An 18,029-nucleotide genomic window follows, 5' to 3' on the forward strand; every position below is an offset into this window, starting at 1 on the left:
GGGAGACATGTCTCCGAAGGCCGCTGCCGCTCACTGATCCCCGCGACACCTCGCCGGATCACGCCTGTCACCGACGGGCCCTTCAGCGTGCAGCTTTCAAGCCTTGGAGTTCATCACCTATGCACACCCTGGTCGAGATCGCCTGTGACGAATCGGGATTCTCCGGGAGCAACCTCCTGGATCCCGAGTCGCCGGTGATCACCCACGCCGGCGTGGATCTCGCCGTACCGGAGGCCGCCGAGCTGGTCGCCGTACTGCGATCGTCTCGTCGCCGCCGGTCCACCGAGTACAAGTCCAACCTGCTGCTCCGGCCCGAGCATCGACTCGAGCTCGAGTGGTTCCTGACCGCTCTGCGCGGGCGTGCGCACGTCCACGTCATCGACAAGACCTGGTACGTCGCCCGCCGGGTGATCGAGTTGCTCGTCGCCGAACCGTCGTACGGCGCGGGGACCAGCCTGGCTCGTGATCATCACGAGAGTGCGCTCGGCATCTACCGGGCCGAGGGCCGGACCGAGTTCCTGGACGCGTTCGTCACGATGACGCGGACGAAGCGGTTGCGGCTCCTCGATCATGTGCTGATCGACCGGTTCTTCGAGACGATGCCGGCCGGCGTACCGGCGCTGCGGGAGGTGACACGGGCGCGTGTGGAAGACGTGCTGCTGCGGCTGATCGACGACGATCCGGCGATACCGCCTCCGCTCGAACCGATGGTGCCCGCGCTTGCGGAGACCGCGTTGTTCTGGAGTGCGGGTCGTCGGTCGGTGGCGGTCGTGCACGACGAGCAGAGTGCGCTGACCCGGCATCGCATCGCCCGGCTGCGCACCTACCTGGCTGAGGCTGTGTTTCCGTCCCCACCGCCGCTGCTGACCGTGACCCAGGTCGACTCTCGTCGCGACCCTCGGGTCCAAGTGGCCGATCTGCTGGCCGGTATCGCGCGTCGGATGCACCCGCACCCGAGTCCGTTGCTGCAGCCGTACCTGGTGGGCGGGCCACCCTCCCTCGACCCGCCCACCATGCTGGATCAGACCGGCTGGCGGGTGTAGCTACCGGCCACGTCGATCCCGAGGATCTCGGGGCGGCCGGCCGGTTCGGGGCCGAGGACCTTGGCGAGCGCCGGGCCGAGCCGGTCGGCGAAGAAGCGGTCGGCGTGCTCCTTGGTCTCCCAGAGGGTGACCACCCGGAGCCCGTCGGTGGTGGTGCCGACGTACCTGGCCTCCAGGCCGTCGACCTGGTCCTCGCCCAGCTGCTCCAGGACCTTGTCGAACTGCTCGATCGCCGCGAACGGCGGGGTGGCGACTGCGATCCACTGCATGATTCCTCCTCGATGAGTGCTGACCCTCATCACGCTAGGGATCGCGCCGTCACCCCGAATCCGCTGGATGACTCATCCGGGGTACTCACCTTCGGCTCGACCAGGCCGCGATCTGGCTGCGGGTGGTGAAACCGAGCTTGGTCAGGATGTGCTGGACGTGGTTCTGCGCGGTGCGCTCCGAGATCACCAGCCGCTCGGCGATCTGCCGGTTCGTCAGCCCTTCGGCCACCAGCCCGGCGACCTCCAGTTCGCGGGCGCTCAGGCCGTGCGTCTCGTTGCCGTTCAACCGCCCGACGAGAATCGCGGCCCGCTCGGTGTACGCCGTCATACCGAGCGAGTCGACCAGCCGCGCCGCCTCGATCGCGAGCGGCCGGGCCCGGTCCCGGTCGCCGGACCGGTCGCGCGTGAACAGCGTCGAGGCCAGGTGATACTGCGTCTCGGCAACGAATCCGGCGGCTCCGGCGGTCTCGGCCTGCTCGAGCGCCGTGGTCAGATCGTTGACCGCGGCATCCAGGCGTCCGAGCGCCGCCGCGGCCCGTCCGATCGCCAGCTCGGTCGGGCCCATGTACGTGACACCGTTGCCCACGGCATGTTCCCCACGGAACGGCTGCAGCCGGTTCAGCAGTACGGCGAGGTCGTCGTACCGGCCGAGGCCGCAGCAGGCCAGGGTCGCGTACACGTACGCCGGCAGCACGAAGAACGCGGGCAACGACCAGGTGTCGATCGGACCAGCCTGCCGGTACGACGCCGCAGCCTGCTCGGGCGAGTTCGTACAGAGCAAAAGGTGTGCCCGGGACAGCAGGGAGAGCGTGACGAACCGTGGGGGTGGTTCGAACGGGCGCTCGGCGAACCACCGCATCTCGTCGGTGACCCCGACATGGCCGGCCAAGGCGACCTGCAGGGCGAAGTACGCGCCGGTGGCCGGAGCTCGTTCGATCGGCCGCATCCGGTCGAACCCGCGTCGTCCGAGGATCGCCGCTTCGGCGTACAGGCCGCGGGCTTGGGCGATACAGGCGGCGATGCGGTCGTGATGCCAGGCGGCGACCGGGCCGCCGAGGCGGTCGACGGCGACGCGGAGGCGGGGGAGTTCCTCGGCTGCGGCGGCCAGGCGGCCGCTTTCGACCAGGGCGTCGAGCCGCCAGATCTCGCCCCACATCTCGGCCCGCGGGCTGTTCGTCCGCTTGGCGAGCTGGAGCATCTCGGACGCGAGTTCCAGCCGCTCGGCGCGACCGTCGGGACCCGGGCACGCCTCCTGCCGGGCGCGCAGTGCGTCCGCCAAAGCCTTGTCGTCCTTGGCGGATCGGGCGAGGTCGAGCGCCTCGGAGCTGAGCGCGTCCAGTCTTGGCTGTTCGCCGGCGTAGAAGGCGAGGTGGCTGCGCAGGGCAAGCAGTCGGGCGCGGAGTCCGGGATCGATGTCCTGGGCAAGTGCTTCTTCACACAGTCGCTCGGCGGTCGCGTTGATGGTCGGATCGGGAACTGCCTCGAGCACCAGCGCCGCCTCGGCTGCCTGCTCCGGACTCTGCGCCGCCGCGGCCGCATCCACCGCCGCGGCACAACACCCCTGCAGATCGCCGGCCAGGTACGCCGCTTTGCCCAGGGCAATGGAGATCTCGCAACACTCCCGCGCCTCGAGCGGCCGGGTCGTGAGTGCCTGCCGATAGAGCCGAACACCTTCCTCATAAGCCAGTCGTCGGACGGCGTCCTCGGCCGCGCGGACCATCCAGCGCCGAGCCGCCGTGCCGTCGCCGTACTGCGCGAGGAACGCATGGTGACTGGCGATCGTGGCGAGTTGCTCCTCGGGATCGTCTTCCAGTACTGCGGCGACGGCTCGATGGAGCCTGGTCCGTTCGGTGGTCGACAAGGATGCCTCGACCGCGTCGCGGGTGAGGGCGTGAACGAACCGGAAGTCCTCGACCCGGTCCACGAAACCGAGTTTGGTTGCCTCGTCCACCAATGGCAGACAGTCGTCGACTGATCGTTGCAGCGTCGCGGCAACGGTCTGGAGGCGGAAGTCGCGGCCGACGATCGCAGCCGCCTGGACCAGCCGGCGGCAGTCCTCCGAGGCGCGGTCGAGCCGGGTGCCGACGATCTCTCGCACCGAGCGCGGCGGTGGGTCGTTCGGATGCCAGGAGCCGTCGGCGATCGCGCGGGCGAGTTCGCGGACGAACAGCGGGTTGCCGCCGGTGACTTCGTAGACCGTTGCCGCCAACTCGGGATCGGTAGTTGCTGGTGACAACTGCTCGGCGACCTCGGTCTCGGCGAGAGTGTGCAGATCGAGTCGTTCGGCTGTGGAGAGTTCGCCGAGGCCGGTGGTGTCGCGGGCGGTGGCGAGGATCAGTACCCGGAATTCTGCGAGTTGCCCGGCGAGGTGTCGCAGTACGAGCAAGGACGGTTCGTCGGCGCGGTGGACGTCGTCGAGGATGATGACGAGGCCGCGGTCGCCGGCTGTCCGTCGTACCTGGTCGGTCACTTCCTCGAAGAGCCTGAAGCGGTCGTCTCCGGTGAGCACCTGGTCCGCATCCACTTCGAGCGATCGCAGTACCTGCCGCCACGGCCAGTAGGCGGGGGCGCCCTCGGTCTCGATACATCTGCCCCAGGCAACGGCGGCTCCTTCCGCGAGGGCGAAGCCGGCGACTTCCTGGGCCAGCCGGGTCTTGCCTATGCCCGGCTCGCCGGTGCATAGGACCAGGCGCCCGTGACCTGCACGGGCCTCGTCCACCCAGGCGCGCAGGGCCTGTAACTCCCCCCGGCGCCCCACCATCGCCATGGGCCAAGCATCACGCCTCGAGAGGCTTGGCGGAAGTCCCGTCTGTGTGCTCGGCCAGGAAGTCCTCCCAGGTGCGCTCGGCAACGTCGGCGCCGCTGAGCGTAAGGTTGCCGCCGGCCCGGTACACCTTGCCGGCCTTGCCCGGCACCCGGACGGGAAGTGACAGCCGGCGCTTGCCGGTCGCCTTGAGGTAGTCGCGCGCGAGCTCGCCCAGGCTGTAGACCTTCGGACCGACCAGGTCCGGCACGAGCCCGGCCGGTTCGCCGAGCGCGAGCTCGACCAGCCGCTCGGCCACGTCCCGTGCGTCCACCGGCTGGAACCGCAGCCCACCGGGAACGGGCAACACCGGCGACTTCGCCATCGCCTGCACAGCCTTCAACGCGAAGTCGTGGAACTGCGCGGCCCGCAGTACCGTCCACGGCACCGAAGACTCCCGAACGGCCTGCTCAGCGCCGAGCTTCGACTTGAAGTACGTCAGCGGCAACTGATCCACCGCCGTCACCGAGATGTGCACCAGGTGCTTCACCCCGGCCCGCTCCGCCGCCCGGACGAGATTCCGGGTGCCGACGTCGTCACCCTTCGGCCCACCAGCCAGATGGATCACGACCTCGACACCTTCGACCGCGGCGTCGATCCCTTCATCCTGCAGGAGATCCGCCGCGACGTACTCCACTCCATCGCCCCGGTCCCGCGCGTGCCGGCTCAGCACCCGCACCTTCCACCCCGCCGCCTGCACCAACGGCACGACCTGCCGCCCCAGCGTGCCCGTCCCACCAGTCACCAACATCGTGCCCACAACAGCCTCCAGTCATCGGGGGGCCCACCTCACGGGCCCTATCCCTCTGACGGACCTCACGACGCCGGCGTGACAGCCTCCTTTGGAGCCGGGCCGGTGGGGGTGATGTGCACTGGCTCACGAAGGATCCTCAACTCCAAGCCCTTCGTCAGCCAGGAGAGCCCGAAGGCAAGACCGGCGACCGTCTCCCCGATCAGGATCGCGTTGCGTCCTCCGAACCCGTCGATGAGCTTGCTGAGCAACATGAAGAGCACGGCGGCGACGATGGCGAGGGCGCACGACCAGTGGAGCCACCGCCAGAACGTGCTCGAGAACGTGCTCTGCCGGGACCTCCGAACGCCCTCGCGCTTGCCGAAGTCGTAGCTGATGACCGCGAGCGAGAGGATGAAGATCGCCGCACAGATGAAGTGCAGCGTGGTCACGAGACCCTCACCCAGCCGCTCCTGGAGGGGCGTCGCCGGACTGGTGCTGCCGGCCGGCCGCCCGGTCGGAAGCCAGGCGACGCCGAGTGCGGCGACCCCGGCGATCACGCTCAGGACGTTCTCGCGATATTTCTCGAACACCTTGTAGGTGATGAGAAACAGCGCCGTGACGCACAAGCTGCCGACGAAGACGTCGCGCATTCCGGAGTGGTAGTACGCGCTGAGCGAGCCCCTCGCTTCGGTGGTTCCTTTCAGGAACAAGATGTCGCCGACCAGGAGTGCGATCGGAAGAAAGAGGCCGATAAAGCCGATGACGGCCCGCATCACCAGGTAGGACTTGAGATACAGGATCTTGCCGTCGTCCACGGGCAGGTCGGGGCGGTTCCCGGTGTCCTGCGCAGGCTGGAAATTCTGCATGGTTCCTCCCCCTGAGTGCGCCCGGCAGCTGGCTTCCGGTGGGAGGGGTGGATGGCCGGAGCCGGATCGGCCGTGCAGTCCGGCGCACCGCCCCGGCGCCACCTGCCGGGCGCGTCAGAATCAGGTTTGCGCCGACATTCGGTCCGGTCAATGGCTGAACCCGTTTCGATATCAAAGCTGAATTACAAGCAAACGAATGCCTGGATTTCCCGGCGATTGCTCGCGGTGCCGCAATTCGCGCCATGACCTGACCGTGGCGCCCTCTTCGCCGCCACAACGCGCAGCCGATTGTGATACACCTCCGAAGGAGTGTCGAGCAGGGGAGGTCGGGTCCGACGTCTCCTGTGTACCGACTCACATCACCGGAGGACCGTCGTGAAGTACGTGATCCTGATTCACTCCAACCCGCAGCCGTGGGGGCACCCGACCGTCGACTACACCGAGGCGGGCCGGGCGGTTCCGGCGGAGCAGCGGGAGCAGATGTACAAGGAGTTCGATGAACTGCTCGCTGCGCTCAAGGCATCGGGGGAGTTCGTGACCGCCGAGGCCCTCGATGCGCCGGCCTCGTCCACTGTCTACCGGTGGCGGGAGGGGAAGCCGGTCAGCACCGACGGGCCGTTCGCCGAGGCGAAGGAGCAGTTGGCCGGGTTCTTCCTGTTCGACTTCGCCACCCGCGAGCGGGCCGAGGAGATCGCGGCCCGGTTCGCCGGTCCCGGTGACACGGTGGAGCTCCGGCCGGCGATGCAGGGATGACCGACACGATCCGGCTCAGTTCGCCGACCCTGAACTGCCCCGACGCCGAGGAGTTGGCCCGGTTCTACGCGGAGATCACCGGCGGGAAGATCGTGTACGTCGATCCGGTCTGGGCGACCGTGGCCGGGCCAGGCGGGCGGATCGACTTCCAGACCGATCCCGCCTACGTGCCGCCGACCTGGCCGGATCCGGCGGTGCCGATCCAGATGCATCTCGACTTCACCGTCGACGAGCTCGCCGCGACCGAGGCGCGAGTGCTCGCGGCCGGAGCGACCAGATATTCGCATCAGCCGAACGACGACCACTGCCTGGTCTTCGCGGATCCGGCCGGGCATCCGTTCTGCCTGTCGACCTGGGACCCGCTCGACCAGTGACCTGGTCGGCGAGGAACCGCGCCCTCGCCGGCCAGTCAGTCGTCCTCGTCACCGTGCGGACGTGATGTACGCCGTACCGCAGACGCGGAAGTTCTCCTACTCTGATGGAACTTACTGAGAGTCAGGAGTACCGACTGTGACGACCGTCGTCCTGATGGGCCCGCCTGGAGCCGGCAAGGGAACCCATGCCGAGCTGCTCGCCGGTCGTCTCGGCGTCCCCGTCATCTCGACGGGGGACATCTTCCGGGCCCAAGTGGCCGCCGGGACCGAGCTGGGCCGGACCGCGCAGCGGTACCTGGACGCCGGCGAGTACGTCCCGGACGAGGTCACCAACGCGATGGTCCGCGAGCGCCTGGCCGCCGACGACACCCGCCCGGGTTTCCTCCTCGACGGGTACCCACGCACCCTCGACCAGGTCGCGGTCCTGGACGGGATCCGTGACGTCGACGCGGTCGTCGTACTGCAGGTCGATCAGGAAGCCCTGGTACGACGCCTGCTCCGCCGGGCCGAGATCGAGCACCGCTCGGACGACACCGAGGACGTGATCCGCCGCCGCCTCCAGGTGTACGCGGACCAGACCGTCCCGCTGATCAGCCTGTACGGCGACCGCGGCCTGGTCCGCGAGGTCAACGGCAACGGCGACATCGACGAGGTCCGCGAACAGATCCTCAAGGTCGCTTGCACTCTCAAACCGACTGACTGAGCTGTTCACGCCGTACTGCCAGGAAAGTCGAGGGGCTTTCGCAGCGGGTCTTTCTAGCGTCAATGCCTTCGCACGGGGATCGGAACCGACGAAGGAGAAGACAGTGGAAGACGACGACAAGCCCGTCGGCAGGGTGCTCAGCCCCGCCCACCGACATGCCCACCGCAACCCCGACCGCCTGACCCCGAGCCCCGCAGCGTCTTGGGGCTAAGGCTTGTCACTCGTGAGTTATTTGACAAGTGTAAACTCGTCGGCATGAGTGTTGACGAGGTGGTCGGCGACCGGCGCGTGCGGCGGTCGCGCGCAGGCCTGTTCCGGGCAGCCGTGGAGCTGGTCGGCGAGCAGGGGACCTCCAACGTCCCGGTCTCGGAGCTGGCCGAGGCGGCCGATGTCAGCCGGCAGCTGGTGTACCAGCAGTTCGGCGACCGTGACACGCTGCTGCTGGAGGCGGCGCTCGACCTGGCCCGCCGCGAGCTGACCGCGCACATCCACCTCGACCGCGAGGTGAGCGCCTCCCGGATGGTGCTCGCGCTCCGCCATTTCGCGCAGTACCGGAGCTTCTACCGGGCCATGTTCACCGGCCCGAGCGCCTACCCGCTGACGCTGGCGTTGATCGAGCTGTTCAGCCCGTTCAATCGCGAGCTGGTACGGCGGATGGGCGACGTACCGGCCGACGTCGCCGACGACCTGACCACCTTCGTCACCGGGGGCTGGGCCGCGGTCATCAACGACTGGATCATCAACGGTCCGGAACCACTGGACGTCGAGCCGTTCGCCGAGCGGCTCTGGAAGTTGCTCACGGCAATCAACCCGGAGACCCGATGAAGCTCACCAGCCACCTGATCCAGCGCGCGCTGCACCTCGACGCCCCGGTCACCCGCGATGTCGTCGTCCAGCGAAATCTCCGGGTGCCGATGGCCGACGGGGCCGAACTGCTCGCGAACCGCTACGCGCCGCGCGTCGGCGGGGACGGGTTGCCGGTCGCGTTGATGCGCAGCCCGTACGGCCGGTCCGGACTGGTCGGCATGATGATGGCGCGACCGCTGGCCGAGCGTGGCTTCCAGGTGATCGTGCAGAGTGTCCGCGGCACCTTCGGGTCGGGCGGTGACTTCGATCCGCTGCGGAACGAGCGCGCCGACGGTCTCGCGACGATCAAGTGGGTACGGAAGCAGCCGTGGTTCGGCGACTCGATCGTGCTGACCGGAGCCAGCTATCTCGGGTATGTGCAGTGGGCGATCGCGGACGAGTTGCCGCCCGAGGTCAAGGCGATGGTTCCGCAGGTCACCGAGTCGGCGTTGACCTTGGAGTTCCTGCGGAAGGACGGGTTCTCGCTGGAAACGCCGTACGGGTGGGGCGTCCTGGTCGGCTCGCAGGAGCGCCGGGGAGCACTGCTGCGGCAGCTCGTCGAGGGGCGCCGTACTCGTCGCTCGATGGACACGCTGCCGCTGGGCCAAGGCGATGTCGTCGCGCTGGGGGAGCGGTCGGACTACATCCAGGCCATCCTTGCGTACGACGCCGAGCACCCGCACTGGGACGGTATCGACCACCGTGACCGGGTCGCCGCGGTGACGGTGCCGGTGAGTTCGATGGGCGGCTGGTACGACATCTTCCTGCCCGGCCAGCTGCGCGACTTCAAGATCCTGCAGGAGGCCGGCCGGAATCCGCGGCTCACCGTCGGTCCGTGGACGCATCTGTCGATGGACTCGTCGATGATGCTGGAGGCAATCTCCTTCGGTCTCGCGCATGCCCGCGGGGACGAACCGCCGCCGCGGGCACCGGTTCGCCTGTTCGTGATGGGCGAGGACGCCTGGCGCGACTTCGAGTCGTGGCCGCCGGCCGGATACGAGCCGCAACGCTTCCATCTGCAGCCGGACGGGAGATTGTCGAGCGCGGAGTGCGCGTCGGGAAGCAGTACTTATCGCTATGACCCGGCCGATCCGACGCCTGCCGTCGGTGGGGTGCGGATGGTCCGTGGTGGGAGCGGCCGCGTCGACAACACTTCACTCGAGGAACGGGCCGACGTACTGACGTTCACAACGCCGCCGCTCGAGCAAGACGTGGAGGTCGTCGGGGAGGTCGGCGCGGAGATCTGGTTCCAGTCCAGTCGTCCGTACGCCGACGTGTTCGTGCGACTGTGCGACGTCGACGCTGACGGGCGATCCTTCAACGTTTGCGACGGTTTGACGAGCCTTACGGATACCGACACGCTCGGTCCGGCGACGGTCACGCTGTGGCCGACGGCGTACCGGTTCCGGGCCGGGCATCGCATCCGCGTCCAGGTGTCCAGCGGCGCGTTTCCGCGCTTCGCCCGCAACCCGGGCACGGGTGAGTCACCGCTGACCGCGACCACTTTGCTGGCCGCGGATCAGTCCGTGCATTACGGCGTCGACTACCCGTCGGCGGTCATTCTTCCGGTGTCAGCTGCGCCAAACGGGAGCAACTGACTTGCGGTAGTTGCGACCGAAGATGCCGCTGATGACGGTCAGGACCGGCTTGGGCACAGTGCTCGTGATGGCCGCGGATTCTTCCGGGCCGGCGCCGTCGAGAGCCCAGGCGAAGAACGTGCCGCCCTGCGACGGGCTGACCTTGGCGAACTGCCGGCCCATCGCCTTCATCTCGGCGGAGTCCTTGTTCTTCAGGTACACCGGCTCGATCGCGGCCTCCTCGTGATCCAGGTGCAGCACCGTGACTCGCTGCAACTCCTGCATCGCGGTCAGCGCGGCCGCCGCGTCCTCGGCACTCGCCGAGCGCTGCAGGGTCGCGATCGCACTCCGGGTCGCGGTCAGCGCCGCCGCCATCGTGTCGTGCTCGGCGTCCATCTCGGTGAGCAGATCGTGGCTCACGCCGACCGACTCCAGTGCCGGCCAGGCGATGTCGTGCTCACCCTGGTGGTGGTGCGTCAGTTGTTCGTCGAAGTTGGCCCAGGCCGTCGCCAACTGCTCGGCCCGCTGCCGATCCCCCGCCGGAAACCGCCCCAACGCCTGGATGAATCGCTGCAGATCCCGCCGGAACGCGGCATGGATCGCCTTGTTCATACTCATCATTTCCGCCATGTTTTCGGAGTGTAGGCTGAAGTGCCTTTGAAACGGCAGAGGCAAGCCCTGGAGGATGAAATGGGCACAGCCGTCGAATTCTCCGGCACCGTGCGGCGCTGGAACGAGGACAAGCCCGGCGGCCTCGCGGTCGTCGACGTACCGCCGGACTGTGTGGCGCAGTTGGGTGGACGCAAGCAACGCCGGGTGAATGGCACGCTCAACGGCTCCGATTTCACCGGTAGCACCATGCTCGTCGCCGGCGGTGGCTTCTGCGTCGGTGTCAGCAAGGCGGCGCTCAAGGCAGCCGGCGCCTCCGTCGGCGACGAGGTGCAGGTGGCACTCGAGCCTTAGGAACATTTGTGGCTCGCGGCAAGTTGTCTTCGGGTATGCATGGTGAGTACAAAGTGCCGGGCGGGAAGCTGGTTGTCGCGGACCTGGAGGTCGTCGACGAGACGGTACGGCGGGCTCAGCTCAGCGGGGATTTCTTTCTCGAGCCTGATGATGCGCTCGAGCGGATCAATGGGGCGTTGGCCGGGCTGCCGGTGGCGACTCCGGCGGCTCAGGTGGCCGCTCGAGTTCGCGCAGTACTGGGTGATGGCGTGGAGATGCTCGGGTTCTCGCCGGAAGCGGTGGCGGTCGCCGTACGGCGTGCGTTGACCGGCGCGACGGGTTGGCACGATCACGAGTGGGAGTTCGTGCACGACGTACCGCGGGAGCCTGCGTTGCAGATGGCGCTCGACGAGGTGCTGACCGAGCAGGTCGGTTCCGGTGAGCGGCCGCCCACGCTCCGCCTTTGGGAATGGGCGTCGAACGCGGTCATCATCGGCAGCTTCCAGTCGCTCGGCAACGAGGTCGACCTGGCCGGCGCGGCGAAGCACGACGTGACAGTGGTACGACGGATCAGCGGCGGCGGAGCCATGTTCGTCGAGCCGGGCAACACGATCACGTACTCGCTCTACGTGCCCGAGTCACTGGTGTCCGGGCTGTCGTTCGTCGAGTCGTACGCGTTCCTGGACGACTGGGTGATCGGGGCGCTCAACGATCTCGGCATCGCGGCGACGTACCAGCCGATCAACGACATCACCTCGCCGGCCGGCAAGATCGCCGGCGCCGCGCAGAAGCGGTTGGCGGGCGGCGCCGTACTGCATCACGTCACGATGGCCTACGACATGGACGCCGCGAAGATGCTCGAGGTACTGCGGATCGGCCGCGAGAAGCTCTCCGACAAGGGCACCACGAGCGCCAACAAGCGCGTGGACCCGCTTCGCAGCCAGACCGGCCTCGACCGCGCCGAGGTGATCGACCGGATGGTCGCGTCGTTCGCGAACCGCTACGGCCTCACGCCCGGCACCATCGACGGGACGACCGTGGACCTGGCCGAAGACAGGGTGCGGACCAAGTTCGGCACCGACGACTGGCTCACCCGGGTTCCTTGATCGGTACGGCGTTGCCGCTGACCCGGACGCGGTTGTCGTCGGTCCGTAGCTCGACCTGGATCTCACTCGGCCGGCCCAGATCGTCACCCTGGTGGAGTGTGAGCGTGACGGGCGCCTGCACGATGCCTCGCGACCGCAGGTAGGCGCCGAACGCGGCCGCCGCGGCACCAGTCGCCGGATCCTCGACCACACCGCCGACCGGGAACGGGTCGCGAACGTGGAACGTGGTCGCCGACTCCCGCCAGACCAACTGCAGGGTGGTGAGATCGCGCTCGAGCATGTACGCGAGCAGCCGGTCGAAGTCGTAGTCCAGGTCGGCGAGTCGTTGCCGGGTCGACGTACTCAGGACGAGATGACGTGCTCCGGCGTACGCGATGGCTGGCGGCATCGCGGGGTCGAGCTGGTCGGCGCGCCAGCCGAGGATGTCCAGGACCTCGCTGACGTCGCGGACCTCTTCGACGTACGGTTCGACGCTCGTCAGTGTCGCCCGCAAACCTTCGTCCACCACGACCGGCACGATCCCGGCCGCGGTCGAGAACACCAGCTCGCCCGGACCGATCCGCTCCGCCAGCGCGACTGCGGTGGCCACGGTCGCGTGGCCGCAGAATGGGACCTCCGCCTTGGGGGAGAAGTACCTGACCTGGTACTTGCCGGTCACGAAGGCGGTCTCGGAGTACCCGACGTCGGCCGCGATCGCCTGCATCGCCTCGTCGTCCAGACTGCTCGCGTCGAGGACGACGCCGGCCGGGTTCCCGCCCGCCGGATCGGTGGTGAAGGCGGCGTAACGCAGTACTTCGGTCATCTCTGACATGGCTACAGGGTCCAATCCAGTTGGGGCTCCGGGATGCCCAGCTCGCGCCCGAACGCCTGGGCTTCCGACCGGGCTACCGCGTCGCCGCGCCGATACCGGAACACGCGCCCCGGGAACACCACGAAGATCTCCCGGTCGTTGTGGAAGTCGGCGTACCAGCCGGGCTCGTCGATCGTTGCCGCCAGCTCCTTCGACAGCGTCTCGGCGTGCCAGTCCTCCACCTCGAACTCCAGCACCGACCACACCGGAGGCTGACCGGTCGACGCACTGCTCACGTCGTACCGGCTGATCTTCCGCACCACCACCGGAATCTGGGACAACTCGGTCCCGACCCGGAGACTCTCCAGAATCAACACGCCCTCGTACATCCCCGTCCCCTCTCCCTCACTGCCGAGGCTAGACCACACCACCGACAAGGCCGTGTCTGGTAATCCCCCGCCTACTGCGCGGGATTACCAGACACGGCCTAGTTTTGAGTCGTGGAGCTTGGCTATGTGATCTTGTACGTCGAGGATCTCGATGCGTCCGTCGCGTTCTATCGGGACGTGATCGGGTTGCCGTACAAGTTCACCGATGCGGGGTATGCGGAGTTCGGGACGGACGGGACGCGGTTCGCGTTGTACGAGCGGCGGCGGGCGGAGTGGTTGACCGGGCAGGCGGTGACACCCGGCCCTGCCGCCGAGATCGTGCTGATCGTCGAGGATGTGGACGCATGCGCCGATCGCCTCGCGGCTCAAGGCGTGCCGGTGCTCAGCGGTCCGGCGGACCGTCCGTGGGGACATCGGACGGTGCACATCGCCGATCCGGATGGGTTCGTTGTCGAGTTCGCTCAGGAGATCCCTCGGAAACGGGGGCGGGTCAGCGGCGGTGGTGATGGTTCTGGTGCTGCCAGCGCTGGCGATGAGCCCCGCTGAACAAGGCGATCCAGAACAGACCCCACAGCAGCCACGGCGCGGTCAACGTGACCGCGGTGATCACCAGGCCGATCATCAGGATCGGCGCCAGCATCATGAACGGCGGCGGCGGACCTTGGCGTCGCCGGGGCCGGACCGGCTGCGGCGACCACGGCCCCTGGGCGAGTTGCAGCTCGGCCGGGTCCGGGAGGTCGTCGAACAGCAGGGTGAGATCGTCGGCGTACCGGGCCCGCGTCGCGTGCTCGCTGCGCTCCTCGAACTCCTCCTGCGTCAGCCGGCCCGCGACGAAGTGGTCGGAGAGCACGGCCACGGCCTGATCGCGTTCGGCATCGCCGATCCGCACCGGTCCGTGGCGCTCGGGTAGGTACGAGCTCATGACCGGTCCTGCTCGTCGTCGGCGAGGATGCCGTACAGCTTGCGCCGCAGGTCCGCCACCGCGTCCTTGGCCCGCGCTTGCTGCTCCGGCGTACCGGTCGCGAGGATCTGCCACATAGCCGTCGCCACTTGGCCGAGCAGCGGTTTCAGCCCGTTCTCGTCCTCCTCGGCCGGTGCGCTCATCGCCTCCCACGGGGCCGACACCTCGTCGGCGTGCTCGGCGACGTACGTGCGTCCCTCGTCGGTCAGCGTGAAGGTACGGCGGCCGACCTCGGCGTCGGCGGTGACCAGGCCCTCGTCCTCGAGTTGCTGCAGGGTCGGGTAGATCGAGCCCGGGCTCGGTTTCCACACGCCGCCACTGCGCTCGGCGATCTCCTGGATGATCTGGTAGCCGTTCATCGGCTGCTCGGCCAGCACGGCGAGGATGGCCGCGCGGACGTCACCGCGCCGGGCCTTGGGTCCGCGCCAGCGCGGCGGCGGCCCCCACGGCGGCCCGAACATCTGCCCGCCGAACATTCCCCACTGCGCCCCGAACGGGTGGTGCCCGTGATGGGTGCGCCGGCCGGTCATCGCGGCGCGCAACTCGTCCTTGATGTCGTCGAAAGCTGAACAGTGCCGTGCGATGTGCTGCCAGGGCCACCCCGCGGCGTACGTCGATCCGGTCATCCCGACCACCGTCCCTCAGGTGAGAATGCGATACGTCGACGATATATCGCGAACCATCGCAACCCAAGGCTCAGTTCGACGCGCCGGCCAGTAGCGCGACCTCCTCGCGGCGCAGACCCGGGACCCGGCGGTGACCCGTGTGCAGTCCGGCGAATCCGGCCTGCTGCGGGCTGATCTTCGCCCGCCGGCTGGCCAGAAACGCACGGATCTCGCTGCGGTTGTCCATGCTTTCGAGGCTAGCCCGGCCTTTGCAGGGCTGGGGTGCCCTGTCAGTACCAGTTACGCGGCTGGGCGACGTACGGCTCCTCCAGCCGCCGGATCTCATCGTCGGTGAGTTTCAGATCGAGCGCCGCGGCGGCGTCGGTGAGGTGGTGCGGCTTGGTGGCGCCGACGATCGGAGCGGACACGATCGGTCTGGTCAGCAACCAGGCCAGTGCGATCTGCGCCATCGGCACACCGCGATCGGCGGCGACCGCTTCGACGGCATCGACCAGTGCGCGGTCGGTGTCCCGTTCGAGGGCCTGGGCAACCTGGTCGGTTTCCGCGCGCAGCGTCTGCCGGCCCCACGGCTTGCCGAGCCGGCCCTTGGCGAGTGGTGAGTAGGGGATGGAACCGACGCCTTGATCGCCGCAGAGCGCCAGCAACTCGTTCTCGTCGTCGCGCCGGATCACGTTGTACTGGTTCTGCATGGACACGAACCGTGTCCACCCGCCGAGGTCGGCCGCGTGCTGCATCTTGGCGAACTGCCATGCCCACATCGACGATGCCCCGAGATACCGGACCTTGCCGGCCCGCACCGCGTCGTGCAGTGCCTCCATCGTCTCCTCGACCGGCGTCTCCGGATCGAACCGGTGGATCTGGTACAGGTCGACGTACTCGGTCCCGAGCCTGGTCAGCGACGCGTCCAGCTGTTCGAGAATCGCCTTGCGTGACAGGCCGGAACCGCCGGGACCGTCGTGCATCTTGCCCCAGACCTTGGTCGCCAGTACGACGTCCTCGCGCCGGCTGTACCGTTTGATCGCCCGGCCGACGAACTCCTCCGACGTGCCACCGCCGTACGTGTTCGCCGTGTCCCAGAAGGTGATCCCGAGCTCGACCGCCTGCCGGAAGTACGGCTGCGAACTCTCCTCGTCCAGCGTCCACTGATGGAACGCGTTGCGATCGCCGAAACTCATACAGCCCAACGCGATCCGGCTGATCGTCAGTCCTGATCGCCCCAGCTTCAGATACTCCATGCTCCGACGCTAGGGCACATCCCGAACCTCAGGCAGGCACTGTCAGTACACCTCTCCCGAGGGCGCTGCTCTGCCCGCCTAGCCAGCTCAGCCGGCGAACTTGAGGTCGTCGACGGTTGCCACCAGTACGACGGAACTGCCTTCGACGGCGACCTGTTTGAGTGAGGCGCCGAAGGGGAGCTTGGGGAGAGTGATGCCTCGCTCGAGCAGGGAGCTCACCGCATTGCGGAGGACCGACGGGACCGCGTCGGAGAGTTCGTCGACCGCGAGGACGATCCGGCCCTTCTCCACCTTGGGGCTGAGGGTCGCGTCGACGTCGACACCGCGGACCGACAGCTGTGCGTGCAGTTTGCCCTCGACGGTGCGCAGGGTCAGGTCGTCCACACCGGTCGCACGTGCGGCGAGCTTGGCCAGCTCGGCCGGCGACAACCGCACCTTCATATCCGTCGAGTCGATGGTGACCTCAGCGCCGGAACCTCCGGTGACCAACGCGCGCGGAACGTGTACTCCGTTCATCGTCACGGTGAGGTCCTCGGCCGGAACCGACGAGAAGGTCGGCCGGTCCATGGTCAGCGTCACCGTCGAGAACTCTTCCTTCACCACCTGTGGCAGGAACCCGAATCCGCCGATCGCCACCTTGGTGTCCGCGGCCTGGACGTCGTACTGCGCCGCCTCCTCCGCAGCCATCTTCGCCAGCCGATCCTCGGCCACCCATGCGGCGGCCCGATCGGCGCCTACGCCCAGCAGCCCCAGGATCACAACGGTCACCACCAGACGCCGCAACCAGCGCCGTGGTCTCCTCGAACTCATTCCTGCCCTTCCCGACACCGTCCGTGGCTCCCCGTCGATCCGCACAGCCTAGGCCGCCCCGCAAAACCACTGCAGGAACCTACCCCAAGGTTGGTGTCCAGCCGCTGTGCTCACGCAGGTGCTTGGGCGCGGAGGCCGTCGATGGTTTCGCGGAGAGCCTCGTCGGTCGGCGTCGGTTCGATGCCGAAAGCAACGGTCGCGGCGGTGGAGTCGAGGACGAACGGACGTTGCCACTGGTACTGCGTCTCGATCATCTCCCGCGCGGCCGGGTTGAACAGCCCTGCCAACCGCAGCGCAAACCCAGGCATCTTGGCGACCCGAGCAGCCGGTGCTCCGGCGAGCTCAGCAGCACGTCGGGCGAGCTCACGGATCGACAGCGGCGGGGGAGTGGGCACGTGCCACGGCCGACCCCACGCCTTCTCGTCCGCCGCGACCGCGACCAACGTGCGGGCGACATCACCGACGTACGTCCAACTGTGCGGCGCATCCAGGTCTGCCGGCGCCGTACCGCGACGCCCGGCGATCACCTTCGGCAACACCATCACACTGAACGGCGACACCGTCAGCGCGCCCAGATAGTCCGAGCTCCGCACCTCAGCCGTCCGGATCCGCCCAGCCTCATGTGCCGCCAACGCGTCCTGCCACAACCGGGCCCGCACCTGCCCCTTCACCGAATTGGGGCGCAGCGGAGTGTCCTCGGTCATCGGCCCGTCAACCTCGCCGTACCCGTAGAGATTTCCGGTCGTCACCAGTACGGCGCCACTGCTCTCAGCCGCCCGGATAAGCGCCGCACCGATCGGCGGCCAATCGGTCGACCACCGGTGATACGCCGGCCCCGCACACGAATACAACGCAACCGCCCCCTCAACCAGCCGAGCCATCCCTTCCCCATCACTCGCATCCCCCACAACACACTCAATCCCACCCACGTCATCTCGACCCTGGCCGGGGAGCGGTTGGGGGCCCTTGCCGGAGCGGGTGATCAGGCGGACCTGCTCGCCGCGGGCGGCCAGCAGGCGGGCTGTGGCCGAGCCGACCGGCCCGGCTCCGACGATGACGTGCAGGGACATGGCGGGTAACCCTTCGCAGACACGGATGAGAACAGTGTTCTCGAATGAGTTCACTGTACTCATCTCGCCGAGCCACGGTCAAGAACACTGTTCTCGCAGCGTTCCAGTGTTCTCGGATCTATGCCAGACTGGC

The 18,029-nt window shown here is 68.0% G+C and carries 22 protein-coding genes; 9 read left to right on the forward strand and 13 right to left on the reverse strand.

Features of this window, described 5'->3' with window-relative positions; all coding sequences use genetic code 11:
* Window positions 1-119: 119 nt before the first annotated feature.
* Window positions 120-1,043, forward strand: coding sequence for a DUF3800 domain-containing protein (locus V9K99_RS19105; RefSeq protein WP_337009245.1), 924 nt, complete (start codon window positions 120-122; stop codon window positions 1,041-1,043).
* Here the strand turns inward: V9K99_RS19105 and V9K99_RS19110 are convergent.
* The 4 genes from V9K99_RS19110 to V9K99_RS19125 form a co-directional block, all read right to left on the reverse strand.
* A complete protein-coding gene (locus V9K99_RS19110) occupies window positions 1,022-1,312 on the reverse strand; it encodes a hypothetical protein (RefSeq protein WP_337009247.1) in 291 nt (96 codons plus the stop codon). The genes V9K99_RS19105 and V9K99_RS19110 overlap by 22 nt on opposite strands.
* A gap of 85 nt (window positions 1,313-1,397) precedes the next feature.
* Window positions 1,398-4,079 (reverse strand): ATP-binding protein, encoded by a 2,682-nt coding sequence (locus V9K99_RS19115; protein WP_337009249.1) that lies wholly within the window; start codon window positions 4,077-4,079, stop codon window positions 1,398-1,400.
* A 10-nt stretch (window positions 4,080-4,089) separates the two neighbouring features.
* A complete protein-coding gene (locus V9K99_RS19120; RefSeq protein ID WP_337009332.1) occupies window positions 4,090-4,866 on the reverse strand; it encodes an SDR family oxidoreductase in 777 nt (258 codons plus the stop codon).
* 65 nt (window positions 4,867-4,931) lie between these two features.
* Window positions 4,932-5,714, reverse strand: a complete 783-nt coding sequence (locus tag V9K99_RS19125; RefSeq protein WP_337009251.1) for a hypothetical protein — start codon at window positions 5,712-5,714, stop codon at window positions 4,932-4,934.
* Between the two features lie 375 nt (window positions 5,715-6,089).
* Between V9K99_RS19125 and V9K99_RS19130 the strand changes: the two genes are divergently transcribed.
* The 5 genes from V9K99_RS19130 to V9K99_RS19150 all read left to right on the forward strand — a co-directional run bounded on the left by V9K99_RS19130 (window position 6,090) and on the right by V9K99_RS19150 (window position 9,988).
* Entirely contained in the window at window positions 6,090-6,467 is a 378-nt protein-coding gene (locus V9K99_RS19130) for a YciI family protein (protein ID WP_337009253.1), read from the forward strand.
* Entirely contained in the window at window positions 6,464-6,841 is a 378-nt protein-coding gene (locus V9K99_RS19135; protein WP_337009255.1) for a VOC family protein, read from the forward strand. Before V9K99_RS19130 ends, V9K99_RS19135 begins: the two co-directional genes overlap by 4 nt.
* Before the next feature lie 136 nt (window positions 6,842-6,977).
* Window positions 6,978-7,544, forward strand: coding sequence for an adenylate kinase (locus tag V9K99_RS19140; RefSeq protein ID WP_337009256.1), 567 nt, complete (start codon window positions 6,978-6,980; stop codon window positions 7,542-7,544).
* A 255-nt stretch (window positions 7,545-7,799) separates the two neighbouring features.
* A complete protein-coding gene (locus V9K99_RS19145; RefSeq protein WP_337009258.1) occupies window positions 7,800-8,369 on the forward strand; it encodes a TetR/AcrR family transcriptional regulator in 570 nt (189 codons plus the stop codon).
* Window positions 8,366-9,988: a CocE/NonD family hydrolase gene (locus V9K99_RS19150; protein ID WP_337009260.1), complete on the forward strand. Its 1,623-nt coding sequence runs from the start codon at window positions 8,366-8,368 to the stop codon at window positions 9,986-9,988. Before V9K99_RS19145 ends, V9K99_RS19150 begins: the two co-directional genes overlap by 4 nt.
* Here V9K99_RS19150 and V9K99_RS19155 read toward each other — a convergent pair.
* The gene (locus V9K99_RS19155) at window positions 9,962-10,597 is read right to left on the reverse strand and encodes a hemerythrin domain-containing protein (RefSeq protein ID WP_337009262.1); all 636 of its coding nucleotides are present in this window, start codon (window positions 10,595-10,597) and stop codon (window positions 9,962-9,964) included. The two genes, V9K99_RS19150 and V9K99_RS19155, sit on opposite strands and share 27 nt — an antisense overlap.
* Before the next feature lie 60 nt (window positions 10,598-10,657).
* On the opposite strand from V9K99_RS19155, the gene V9K99_RS19160 reads away from it, so the two are divergent.
* Entirely contained in the window at window positions 10,658-10,930 is a 273-nt protein-coding gene (locus V9K99_RS19160) for a DUF1905 domain-containing protein (RefSeq protein ID WP_337009264.1), read from the forward strand.
* A gap of 35 nt (window positions 10,931-10,965) precedes the next feature.
* Window positions 10,966-12,015 carry a lipoate--protein ligase family protein gene (locus V9K99_RS19165; RefSeq protein WP_337009265.1) on the forward strand — a complete coding sequence of 350 codons (1,050 nt, stop codon included), beginning with the start codon at window positions 10,966-10,968 and terminating at the stop codon, window positions 12,013-12,015.
* Here V9K99_RS19165 and V9K99_RS19170 read toward each other — a convergent pair.
* Together V9K99_RS19170 and V9K99_RS19175 are read right to left on the reverse strand one after the other, a co-directional pair.
* Window positions 11,999-12,826, reverse strand: a complete 828-nt coding sequence (locus V9K99_RS19170; RefSeq protein WP_337009267.1) for a PhzF family phenazine biosynthesis protein — start codon at window positions 12,824-12,826, stop codon at window positions 11,999-12,001. The genes V9K99_RS19165 and V9K99_RS19170 overlap by 17 nt on opposite strands.
* Before the next feature lie 2 nt (window positions 12,827-12,828).
* Window positions 12,829-13,194, reverse strand: coding sequence for a hypothetical protein (locus tag V9K99_RS19175; RefSeq protein WP_337009269.1), 366 nt, complete (start codon window positions 13,192-13,194; stop codon window positions 12,829-12,831).
* Window positions 13,195-13,305: 111 nt separating this feature from the next.
* Between V9K99_RS19175 and V9K99_RS19180 the strand changes: the two genes are divergently transcribed.
* Window positions 13,306-13,740, forward strand: a complete 435-nt coding sequence (locus tag V9K99_RS19180; RefSeq protein ID WP_337009271.1) for a VOC family protein — start codon at window positions 13,306-13,308, stop codon at window positions 13,738-13,740.
* On the opposite strand, the gene V9K99_RS19185 is transcribed toward V9K99_RS19180, so the two are convergent.
* The 6 genes from V9K99_RS19185 to V9K99_RS19210 all read right to left on the reverse strand — a co-directional run bounded on the left by V9K99_RS19185 (window position 13,685) and on the right by V9K99_RS19210 (window position 17,896).
* Window positions 13,685-14,116, reverse strand: coding sequence for a DUF1707 SHOCT-like domain-containing protein (locus V9K99_RS19185; RefSeq protein ID WP_337009273.1), 432 nt, complete (start codon window positions 14,114-14,116; stop codon window positions 13,685-13,687). The two genes, V9K99_RS19180 and V9K99_RS19185, sit on opposite strands and share 56 nt — an antisense overlap.
* Window positions 14,113-14,781 carry a PadR family transcriptional regulator gene (locus tag V9K99_RS19190; protein WP_337009275.1) on the reverse strand — a complete coding sequence of 223 codons (669 nt, stop codon included), beginning with the start codon at window positions 14,779-14,781 and terminating at the stop codon, window positions 14,113-14,115. The genes V9K99_RS19185 and V9K99_RS19190 overlap by 4 nt, the downstream gene beginning before the upstream one ends.
* 70 nt (window positions 14,782-14,851) lie before the next feature.
* On the reverse strand, window positions 14,852-15,007 hold the full coding sequence (locus tag V9K99_RS19195) for a hypothetical protein (protein WP_337009277.1): 156 nt from the start codon (window positions 15,005-15,007) through the stop codon (window positions 14,852-14,854).
* Window positions 15,008-15,050: 43 nt separating this feature from the next.
* Window positions 15,051-16,016 carry an aldo/keto reductase gene (locus V9K99_RS19200; protein ID WP_337009279.1) on the reverse strand — a complete coding sequence of 322 codons (966 nt, stop codon included), beginning with the start codon at window positions 16,014-16,016 and terminating at the stop codon, window positions 15,051-15,053.
* 87 nt (window positions 16,017-16,103) lie between these two features.
* On the reverse strand, window positions 16,104-16,784 hold the full coding sequence (locus tag V9K99_RS19205) for an LmeA family phospholipid-binding protein (protein WP_337009281.1): 681 nt from the start codon (window positions 16,782-16,784) through the stop codon (window positions 16,104-16,106).
* A gap of 152 nt (window positions 16,785-16,936) precedes the next feature.
* Window positions 16,937-17,896, reverse strand: coding sequence for an NAD-dependent epimerase/dehydratase family protein (locus V9K99_RS19210; protein ID WP_337009283.1), 960 nt, complete (start codon window positions 17,894-17,896; stop codon window positions 16,937-16,939).
* Window positions 17,897-18,029: the final 133 nt, after the last annotated feature.

The sequence above is a fragment of the Kribbella sp. CCNWLW201 genome, assembly GCF_037203805.1.
Classification (GTDB): domain Bacteria; phylum Actinomycetota; class Actinomycetes; order Propionibacteriales; family Kribbellaceae; genus Kribbella.